Origin of the sequence: Stenotrophomonas sp. DDT-1 (assembly GCF_001580555.1) — a bacterium.
Lineage (GTDB): Bacteria > Pseudomonadota > Gammaproteobacteria > Xanthomonadales > Xanthomonadaceae > Stenotrophomonas > Stenotrophomonas sepilia.
Genome location: NZ_LEKR01000079.1, coordinates 1 through 8,168 on the forward strand (window position 1 = coordinate 1; position 8,168 = coordinate 8,168).

At 67.6% G+C, this 8,168-nt stretch carries 11 protein-coding genes and 1 other RNA gene; 2 read left to right on the forward strand and 10 right to left on the reverse strand.

What is annotated here, in order from left to right:
- Positions 1-51: 51 nt before the first annotated feature.
- The 7 genes from AB839_RS20650 to AB839_RS20680 form a co-directional block, all read right to left on the reverse strand.
- Positions 52-495: a DUF192 domain-containing protein gene (locus AB839_RS20650; protein ID WP_061480755.1), complete on the reverse strand. Its 444-nt coding sequence runs from the start codon at positions 493-495 to the stop codon at positions 52-54.
- 21 nt (positions 496-516) lie between these two features.
- Entirely contained in the window at positions 517-1,164 is a 648-nt protein-coding gene (rpiA, locus tag AB839_RS20655; RefSeq protein WP_005419003.1) for a ribose-5-phosphate isomerase RpiA, read from the reverse strand.
- 23 nt (positions 1,165-1,187) lie between these two features.
- The gene (locus tag AB839_RS20660; protein WP_061480756.1) at positions 1,188-1,667 is read right to left on the reverse strand and encodes an EVE domain-containing protein; all 480 of its coding nucleotides are present in this window, start codon (positions 1,665-1,667) and stop codon (positions 1,188-1,190) included.
- Positions 1,664-2,257 (reverse strand): 5-formyltetrahydrofolate cyclo-ligase, encoded by a 594-nt coding sequence (locus tag AB839_RS20665; protein WP_032954483.1) that lies wholly within the window; start codon positions 2,255-2,257, stop codon positions 1,664-1,666. Before AB839_RS20665 ends, AB839_RS20660 begins: the two co-directional genes overlap by 4 nt.
- An 83-nt stretch (positions 2,258-2,340) precedes the next feature.
- A non-coding RNA gene (gene ssrS, locus AB839_RS20670) (6S RNA) lies at positions 2,341-2,526 on the reverse strand.
- A gap of 97 nt (positions 2,527-2,623) precedes the next feature.
- Entirely contained in the window at positions 2,624-2,920 is a 297-nt protein-coding gene (locus tag AB839_RS20675) for a cell division protein ZapA (protein ID WP_006467013.1), read from the reverse strand.
- Entirely contained in the window at positions 2,917-3,138 is a 222-nt protein-coding gene (locus AB839_RS20680) for a TIGR02449 family protein (protein ID WP_005410898.1), read from the reverse strand. Before AB839_RS20680 ends, AB839_RS20675 begins: the two co-directional genes overlap by 4 nt.
- A 153-nt stretch (positions 3,139-3,291) precedes the next feature.
- Between AB839_RS20680 and AB839_RS20685 the strand changes: the two genes are divergently transcribed.
- Both AB839_RS20685 and AB839_RS20690 read left to right on the forward strand, forming a co-directional pair.
- Complete coding sequence (locus tag AB839_RS20685; RefSeq protein ID WP_005418994.1) at positions 3,292-3,840, forward strand: UPF0149 family protein; 549 nt, start codon at positions 3,292-3,294, stop codon at positions 3,838-3,840.
- Positions 3,841-3,845: 5 nt separating this feature from the next.
- On the forward strand, positions 3,846-5,168 hold the full coding sequence (locus AB839_RS20690) for an aminopeptidase P N-terminal domain-containing protein (protein ID WP_134968839.1): 1,323 nt from the start codon (positions 3,846-3,848) through the stop codon (positions 5,166-5,168).
- A 451-nt stretch (positions 5,169-5,619) separates the two neighbouring features.
- On the opposite strand, the gene pepQ is transcribed toward AB839_RS20690, so the two are convergent.
- The 3 genes from pepQ to AB839_RS20705 form a co-directional block, all read right to left on the reverse strand.
- On the reverse strand, positions 5,620-6,951 hold the full coding sequence (pepQ, locus tag AB839_RS20695) for a Xaa-Pro dipeptidase (RefSeq protein ID WP_061480758.1): 1,332 nt from the start codon (positions 6,949-6,951) through the stop codon (positions 5,620-5,622).
- A 75-nt stretch (positions 6,952-7,026) separates the two neighbouring features.
- Entirely contained in the window at positions 7,027-7,401 is a 375-nt protein-coding gene (locus AB839_RS20700) for a PilZ domain-containing protein (RefSeq protein WP_005418979.1), read from the reverse strand.
- A partial coding sequence (locus tag AB839_RS20705; protein ID WP_156476708.1) for a DUF1631 family protein occupies positions 7,398-8,168 on the reverse strand: 771 nt, incomplete at its 5' end. The genes AB839_RS20705 and AB839_RS20700, both read right to left, overlap by 4 nt.

An 8,168-nucleotide genomic window follows, 5' to 3' on the forward strand; every position in this document is an offset into this window, starting at 1 on the left:
CCCCTGCAGGGTTGCCGGCCAGCGGCCGGCACTACCACGGGCAGAACCCTGTTACTCGATGCCTGGGCCGAATTTCAGCTCCGTGCCGTCCTTGAGCTGCAGCTTCTCGGCCTGGCCGGCGTTGAGTTCCAGTACATAACGCGCCGGGCCGCCGCTGGGGTAGGGCGGGCACATGTCGCCGGCCGAGCACGGCGGTACGTCGCGCTGCTGGCTGACCAGCCTGCGCTGGCTGTCGAAGTACAGGATGTCCAGCGCGATCCTGGTGTTCTTCATCCAGTACGCCTGCATTTCCTCGCGGTCGTGGATGAACAGCATGCCGTGGTCGGCCGCCATCTGGTCGCGGAACATCAGCCCGCGCGCGCGGGTTTCATCGTTGGTGGCCAGCTCGACCTGGTAGCGGGCGCCGTCCAGCTCGACCCAATGGCGGGCCGCGTCGGTGGCGCAGCCGGCCAGGGCCAGCAGCGGAAACATCAGCAGCGAACGCAACAGCGACATCGTCAGGCTCCTTCGGAAGGGTCAGAGCACGACCGGCGGCTCGCCGCCGACGATCACCACATCGGCGCGACGGCGCGCGAACAGGCCGACGCAGACCACGCCCGGCAGCTGGTTGAGCTCGCGCTCCAGCTTTTCCGGATCGGTGATCTGCAGGTTGTGGATGTCCAGGATCTGGTTGCCGTTGTCGGTGACCACGCCCTCGCGCCAGGTCGGCTGGCCGCCGGTCATGTCGCGGATCTGGCGGGCGACCAGGCTGCGCGCCATCGGGATCACTTCCACCGGCAGCGGGAACTTGCCCAGCACCGGCACCTGCTTGCTCGGGTCGACGATGCAGATGAAGCGCTCGCTGGCCTCGGCGATGATCTTCTCGCGGGTCAGTGCGGCGCCGCCGCCCTTGATCAGGCACTTGTTCGGGTCGCACTCGTCGGCGCCATCGACGTACAGCGACAGGTTGCCGCTGTGGTTCAGCTCGATCACCTCGATGCCGTGCTGCTTCAGGCGTGCGGTGCTCTGCTCGGAGCTGGACACGGCGCCCTTGATGCGGTGCTGGATGCGGGCCAGGGCATCGATGAAATAGGCCACGGTGGAACCGGTGCCGACACCGACGATCATGCCGTCTTCGACGTACTCGATGGCTTTCTCGGCGGCCAGGCGCTTGGCTTCGGACATGGGAAGAACTCTCAGGCAGGGAATCAGGATTTCTTTTCCAGCGACAGCAGCAGCTTCCACTGCGCGGCGGTCACCGGGAACACCGACAGGCGATTGCCCCTGGCAACCAGCGGGAAGCCCTCGCCCAGCTCGTCAGCGTGCAACTTGATCTCGTCCAGCGCGATCACCTGCTTGAGCTTGCGGTCGAAGGCCACGTCCACCAGCATCCAGCGCGGGTTCTCGCGCGTGCTCTTGGGGTCGTGGTAGTCGGATTTCGGGTCGAACTGGGTGTCGTCCGGGTAGGCTGGGCTGGCCACGGTGGCCAGGCCGACGATGCCGGGCACCTTGGTGTTGGAGTGGTAGAACAGGATGCCGTCGCCCACCTGCATGCCATCGCGCATGAAATTGCGCGCCTGGTAGTTGCGCACCCCGTTCCAGGGTTCGACCTTGACCTTGGCCAGATCATCGATGGAGAAGGCGTCCGGTTCGGACTTCATCAGCCAGTAGCGCTTGCGGGCGGTCATGCGTTCACGGGGGCAGCGGAGGGGAACAGGGTGCCGTCTTCGGTGCAGATCGCATCCACCGGCACGTCCCACGACGCCACCGGCAAGGACTCGACCTGCTGCACCGCGAACGCAGCACCGACCAGCCAGGGCGGCGCCGGCCGGTCGTGGCGGAAGGCGAAGCTGCGATCATACCAGCCGCCCCCCATGCCCAGCCGGCGGCACTGTGCGTCGAACCCCACCAATGGGGTCACGACCAGCGCCATCCGTTCCGGTTCCAGGGTGTCTTCCACGGCCACGTCCGGCTCGGGGATGCCATAGCGGTTGCTGGTCAGCGGCTGCCCGGGCCGCCATGGTGCGAAGCGCAGCACGTCGCCGGCCAGCACCGGCAGGCAGTAGGTGAGTCCTTCGGGCAGTTGCAGCTGCCAGCGGTGCAGGGCGATTTCGCCATCCAGCGCCCAGTAGCCGGCCACCGCGCCTTCGCGTGGGGCGAACGGCAGGGCGAGCAGGGCATCGGCAAGCGATTCGGCGGCGGCGATGCGCTCACCAGCGTTAAGGTCACGGCGGCGTTGCCGCAGGTCGTGGCGCAGGGCCTGGCGCGGGTCGGTCATGGCAGCGAGCGGCAAGGATCAGCCGCCATTGTGCCGGAAAGAACAAGGGCGACGCCCGAAGACGCCGCCCTTGCTGGAATATTGCATTCTCCGCAATGTCGATGCATGCGAAACGACCTTGAACCCGGGGGCTCAAGTGGGAACGCTGGAGAACCATCGGGCTTCCCGCTACAAGGCGGACCTGCACTCCCGGCGCTGTCGCGCTCCCGGTGTCGTTCTTAAGGGACAAGGCGAATGTTTGCACATGCCGTCGAGTACCGCAGAGAACGCGTGGCCATTATAGCCAGCACGCAGGATCTGGATAGGCCGTTCGTCGGCAACAGTCCGTGCCAATTCAGATATGAGAAGACGCGTTGTGCACGGTCTTCAGGCGCCGCCGTCGATCGCGCGGTCCAGGCGCCGGTTCAGGTCGGCCAGCGTCTGCTGCAGCGCCACGGCCTGGCGGGCGTTCTCGTCGCGCAGCAGCTGCAGTTCGTGGGCCAGGTTCAGCGCGGCCAGCACGGCGACGCGGTCGACGGCGGCCATGCGGTTGCTGCCGCGGATCTCGCGCATGCGCGCATCGAGCAGGCGTGCGGCGGCCATCAGGCTGTCGCGTTCGTCGCCGCCGACGCCCACGGTGTATTCACGATCGAGGATGCGGACGCTGACCGGTTCGGCGCTCATGTGTGCTGCTCCAGGGATTTGAGCCGGCTGATCATCGCTTCCACCCGCGAGCGCGCCTGCTCGTTCTTGGCCAGCAGCGTCGAGCGCTCGGCCACCAGCTGTTCCTGCTGGTGGCGCAGGCTGCGGTTCTCCTCGGCCAGGCGCTGGTTGCGTTCAAGCAACGCTTCCACGCGGGCGGCGAAGTCCTGCAGCTGGGCAAGGGGGTCGGCGGGTTCCATGCAGGCACGATAGGCAAGCCGGGCAAGGGCGGTCAAGCGCTGTCGCAGCAAGGCCGGAGGGCTACCGGGAGGATGCCGCCGGGTTGCTACACTACGGGGTCTCACGGGCGCGCGCGTGCGCGCTCCGGGTTTCCTTTCCGAACGAGCCGCACGATGACCGAACTTCCCTCCGTCGACGACGTTACCCGCGCCAGCCAGGCGCTGGGCCTGGGCGCTACCGCTGCCGAGCTGCACGGCGCGCTGTGCGGCTGGCTGGCCGCCGGCGGCGCCCCTGGCAACGATTGGCCGGCGCGCGTGCTGGCCGACGACACCCTGCCGCCGGTGGCCGCCGACAGCGTGCTGGGGCAGCTGCTGCAGGCCACCATCAAGCAGCTGGAAGACCGCGACTTCGCCTTCGAACTGCTGCTCGCCGACAGCGACGACGTGTCCGCGCAGGCCGATGCCATGTTCAGCTGGACCCGCTCGTTCCTGGGCGGCTTCGGCCTGGGCAGCGGCGGCCGCCGCCCGGCCCTGTCCGAAGAGGGCGAAGAAGCGCTGACCGACATGGCCAGCCTGGCGCGTGCGTCCAGTGAGGATTTCGAGGCCGGCGGCGATGACGACGACGAAGCCCTGTCGGAGATCGAGGAGTTCATCCGCGTGGCGGTGCTGCTGCTGCACGGCGACGTGGTGCTGGCCGCGCGCCATCGGCAGCGCCTGAACTGATGGATATCAGGCAGCGCACCGGCATCGCGGCCGGCGAATACAAGCGTCGCCGCCGCCAGCTGATGGACATGGCTGGCGAGGATGCGATCCTGGTGCTGCCGGCCGCAGCCGAGAAGGTGCGCAGCCTCGATACCCATTATCCGTTCCGCCAGGATTCGGATTTCCAGTACCTGAGCGGCTTCCCGGAACCGGAAGCGGTGCTGGTGCTGATTCCGGGCCGCCGCCACGGCGAGGCCATCCTGTTCTGCCGCGAGCGCGATGCCGAGCGCGAGGCCTGGGACGGCAGCCGCGCCGGCCAGGAAGGTGCGGTAGCGCAGTACGGCATGGACGATGCCTACCCGATCGATGATCTGGACGACATCCTGCCGGGCCTGTTGGAAGGGCGCTCGCGCGTCTACTACCACTTCGGCCGCGACGCCGACTTCGATTTGAAGCTGATCGGCTGGGTCAACCGCGTGCGTTCGCAGGTACGCCACGGTGCGCAGCCGCCCCATGAGTTCCTGGAGCTGGGCCACCTGCTGCACGAGCAGCGCCTGTTCAAATCCGGCGCCGAAGTGGCACTGATGCACCACGCCGCACAGATCAGCGTGCGTGCGCATCTGGCGGCGATGAAGGCCGCCAGGGCCGGCATCCACGAGTATGAACTGCAGGCCGAGCTGGAACGCGTGTTCCGCGCCAGCGATGCGGTGCCTGCGTATTGCAGCATCGTCGGTGCCGGCCGCAACGGCTGCATCCTGCATTACCGCGACAACAACGCGCGGTCGCGCGATGGCGAGCTGGTGCTGATCGACGCCGGCGCCGAGTACCGTGGCTACGCCAGCGACATCACCCGCACCTTCCCGGTGAACGGCCGCTTCAGTGCCGAGCAGCGCGCGCTGCACGACCTGGTCGGCGAGGCGCAGGCGGCGGCGCTGGCCCAGGCCAAGCCGGGCGTGCCCTACGAGGCCGGCCATCTGGCCGCAGTGCAGACCTTGACCGAGGGCCTGCTGCGCCTGGGCCTGCTGAAGGGCACGCTGGAAAAGAATCTGTCCGAAGGCCTGTACCAGCGCTTCTACCGGCACAAGACCGGCCACTGGATCGGATTGGACGTGCACGATGTGGGCGATTACCGCCTCGCCGGTGATTCACGCCTTCTGGAGCCTGGCATGGCGTTCACCATCGAGCCGGGGCTGTACATCGGCGTGGACGACACGACGGTGGAACCGCGTTGGCGCGGTATCGGCATCCGCACTGAAGACGATGTGCTGATCACCGATGACGGCCATCGCGTGTTGACCGAAGGCCTGGCGCGCAGCGCCGATGAGATCGAAGCGGTGATGGCGGGGTAGGGGTTTTCGGCAGGGCTTGCAGCCCTGCACCTGAAGAGGCCACAGCAACAGCAACCGCAACAGCGGCATTCCGTGGGATGGCGGGGTACTGTGGGTTTGCGGGGCCGCCGCAAGTACGTCCTTGTAGGCTTGGTCGCCGCATCCATGCGGCTCACACCCCGCAAACCCACAGTACCCCGCCTTCGACAGGTTCACGCGGCTGTTGGTAGGTGTCGACCTTGGTCGACACAGAGCGAGCGCAGCGAGCGACCCGCTTCTGCTTTTCTTTTTTCTTTTCCGTGGTTGGACGCGCGCAGGAAACTGTCAAAGGTGGGGCGGGTGGGCCATGCAGGGGCGTTGGCGCCATGGATGGCGCCATCGAGCTTACAGGGACGTACTTGCAGCGTCCCCTGCATGGCCCACCCGCCCCGCCAAGCGCGGCTTTTGCTCTGAGCGCCCAACCACGAGGGGCTCAGCCGTTCGCTGCAGCAAACTCCGGCCGCGTCAGGTTGTCCGCCTCGCCATCAGTGCACAGCACTTCGTCTTCGATGCGGATGCCGCCATACGGACGGAAGAAGTCCACGCGGTCCCAGTTGATCGCATCACCGTGGCCAGCGTCCTTCACTTCATTCAACAGCATGTCGATGAAGTACAGGCCCGGTTCGATGGTCACCACCATGCCCGGCTCCAGCACGCGGGTCAGGCGCAGGTACGGGTGGCCCGCCGGGCGCTCGATGCGGCCGCCTTCGTCGCTGGCCGCGAAACCGGCCACGTCGTGCACCTGCAGGCCGATCAGGTGGCCGATACCATGCGGGAAGAACGCGGCGCTGACGCCGGTCTCCAGCGCGGTCTGCGGCGAGACCTTGATCACGCCGAAGTCCTTCAGTACGCCCATCAGCGAAAGATGTGCGTCCACGTGCAGCTGCTTGTAGTCGAAGCCCGGGCGCACCGCTGCGCACATCTGCTGCTGGGCAGCGTCGACGGCGGCGATCATCGCCGCAAACTCGTCGTGGCCCTGCGCGGCGTAGGTACGGGTGATGTCGCTGGCGTAGCCGTGGGCACTGGCGCCGGCATCGATCAGGAAGCTGCGCAGCGGTTGCGGTGCCTTGCGGCCCAGCTCGGTGTAGTGCAGCACGGCGGCATGTTCGTTCAACGCCACGATATTGCCGTACGGCAGCTCGTTGGCGTCCTGGCCGACCGCCTGGCAGTACGCCATGTGGATGCTGAACTCGTCGGCGCCATTGCGGAATGCGGCCTCGGCAGCGCGGTGGCCGCGCACGCCCAGCACCTGGGCCTGGCGCATCAGTGCGATCTCATACGGTGTCTTGCTGCCGCGGTGCCATTCCAGGTAGTTCACCACCGGGGCCGGGTTGTTCGGCACGTAGCTGCCCAGCGCGCTCTGCGGCTCGCCGAGGATCGCGCAGCGCGATGGATCGGCCGGCAGCAGCGCCAGCGCGTCTTCCGGCTTGCGGATGATGTGGATGTCGAAGTGATCCACCCACCAGCCGCTGGGGGCATCCGGCACCACGTGCCAGTAGTCGAAGGGCTGGTGGAAGATCACCGCCGGGCGCTTGCCCGGGGTGAACACAATCCAGCTGTTGGGCACGCGGGTGAGCGGCAGCCAGGCCTTGAACTGGGGGTTCACCGCATACGGATAGTCGCGATCATCGAACACCTGGTAGTGCAGGGTGCCGCTGGGCACCACCAGGTGATCGAAGCCGCCGCGGGCCAGCGCCTGTTCGGCACGTCGGCACAGCACGGCCAGGTGGTCGGAATACAGGGCGCCGGGGTCTTGCTGGATCATTGCGGTGGCTCGACACGGAAAACGGCCCTAGATTCTGCCGCATACCGGGAAAAACCGCTGTGCTGGAACCGGCACTCAGGCCGTCGAAACCGGCCCCTCGTCGCTGTCTTCGCCCACCCACTGGCGCAGCAGCTGCCGATGCTCGCGCGACAGGGTGAGGAAGCGGAAGCCGGTCCAGCTCTGTCCGGGGGCGTGTGCAGGTTCGCTCCACAGCAGGTGCACGCCCACGTCGATGTCCTGGTGGCGGCCGTCGCCCAACGGCAAGGGGAAGCGCAACTGGTACAGCGCATCCTCGCGCAACGGTGCGCTGGCCAGCATCAGCATGCCGGTTTCGGAGATATTGCCGAGCCGGCCCACCACGCTTTCGCGCATCTGGTCGGTGACCGGTACCAGGTCCGAGACCTGGCGGCGCGGCGCGCGCCGGGTGTCCTGCGGCGGTTGGGTGATCATGCGGAGGTCTCCTGCGTATGGCCGGCCGCCAATGCACGCAATGCGCCAAGGCTGGCCTCCCAGGCACGGTCAACCAGCCGGGCCTTGTCCTCAGTGACCAGCTGCGCCTGGCCGGCGCTGATCTGCCGGGCCAGCGTATCCAGGTCGGTATCGGCGATCTTCTGCCCGCGCGGATTGACCAGCAGGGCGTGGCCGGTCAGCAGGCTGTACCAGGACAGGCGCTGGCGGCGCAGCGTGCCATCGCCGGTATCGATGTCGAACCAGCTGCCGAAGGGCAGGGAGGACAGCTGCTGGTAAGCGGCTTCCTCGGCACTGCTGCGCGGTGTGGCGGGCGTCGTGCCGGCGGCCGTACCGGCGTGCTCGCCCAGGCGCGCGCGTGCCTTCAGGCGGGCACTGAGTTCGGTACGCGAGGTGCTCTCGTCCTCGCCGCCAGGCGTGGCCAGCCTGCGTGCGACGGCGGCGGCTTCCTCGGCGTGGTAGCCGACCTGCAGCAGGGCGGCCTCGACTTCGGCAGCAAGCGTTGCATCGGTGCCGCCGGGCGCATCAACGGGTTGCGCGGTGATGGCGGCGATGCGTTGGGTCTGCTGCAGGCGTTCCTGCCACTGCGGTGAATCGTCGCCGTGGCGCAGGCGGGTCAGGGTGAGGGCATCGGCCCAGGCCTGACGCAGCAGGGTCTGCACGAAGCGGGGCGGCTCCTGCGCGTCGCAGCACTGGTCGATCTGTGCACTGGCCTGTCGCCGCGCGAGTTCCAGCCGCTCCTTGCCGCG

Bases quoted from the DNA above. Each gene is read 5' to 3' on its own strand.
- AB839_RS20650 (WP_061480755.1), bottom strand. From the start codon at position 495: ATGTCGCTGTTGCGTTCGCTGCTGATGTTTCCGCTGCTGGCCCTGGCC.
- rpiA (WP_005419003.1), bottom strand. From the start codon at position 1,164: ATGTCCGAAGCCAAGCGCCTGGCCGCCGAGAAAGCCATCGAGTACGTC.
- AB839_RS20660 (WP_061480756.1), bottom strand. From the start codon at position 1,667: ATGACCGCCCGCAAGCGCTACTGGCTGATGAAGTCCGAACCGGACGCC.
- AB839_RS20665 (WP_032954483.1), bottom strand. From the start codon at position 2,257: ATGACCGACCCGCGCCAGGCCCTGCGCCACGACCTGCGGCAACGCCGC.
- AB839_RS20675 (WP_006467013.1), bottom strand. From the start codon at position 2,920: ATGAGCGCCGAACCGGTCAGCGTCCGCATCCTCGATCGTGAATACACC.
- AB839_RS20680 (WP_005410898.1), bottom strand. From the start codon at position 3,138: ATGGAACCCGCCGACCCCCTTGCCCAGCTGCAGGACTTCGCCGCCCGC.
- AB839_RS20685 (WP_005418994.1), top strand. From the start codon at position 3,292: ATGACCGAACTTCCCTCCGTCGACGACGTTACCCGCGCCAGCCAGGCG.
- pepQ (WP_061480758.1), bottom strand. From the start codon at position 6,951: ATGATCCAGCAAGACCCCGGCGCCCTGTATTCCGACCACCTGGCCGTG.
- AB839_RS20700 (WP_005418979.1), bottom strand. From the start codon at position 7,401: ATGATCACCCAACCGCCGCAGGACACCCGGCGCGCGCCGCGCCGCCAG.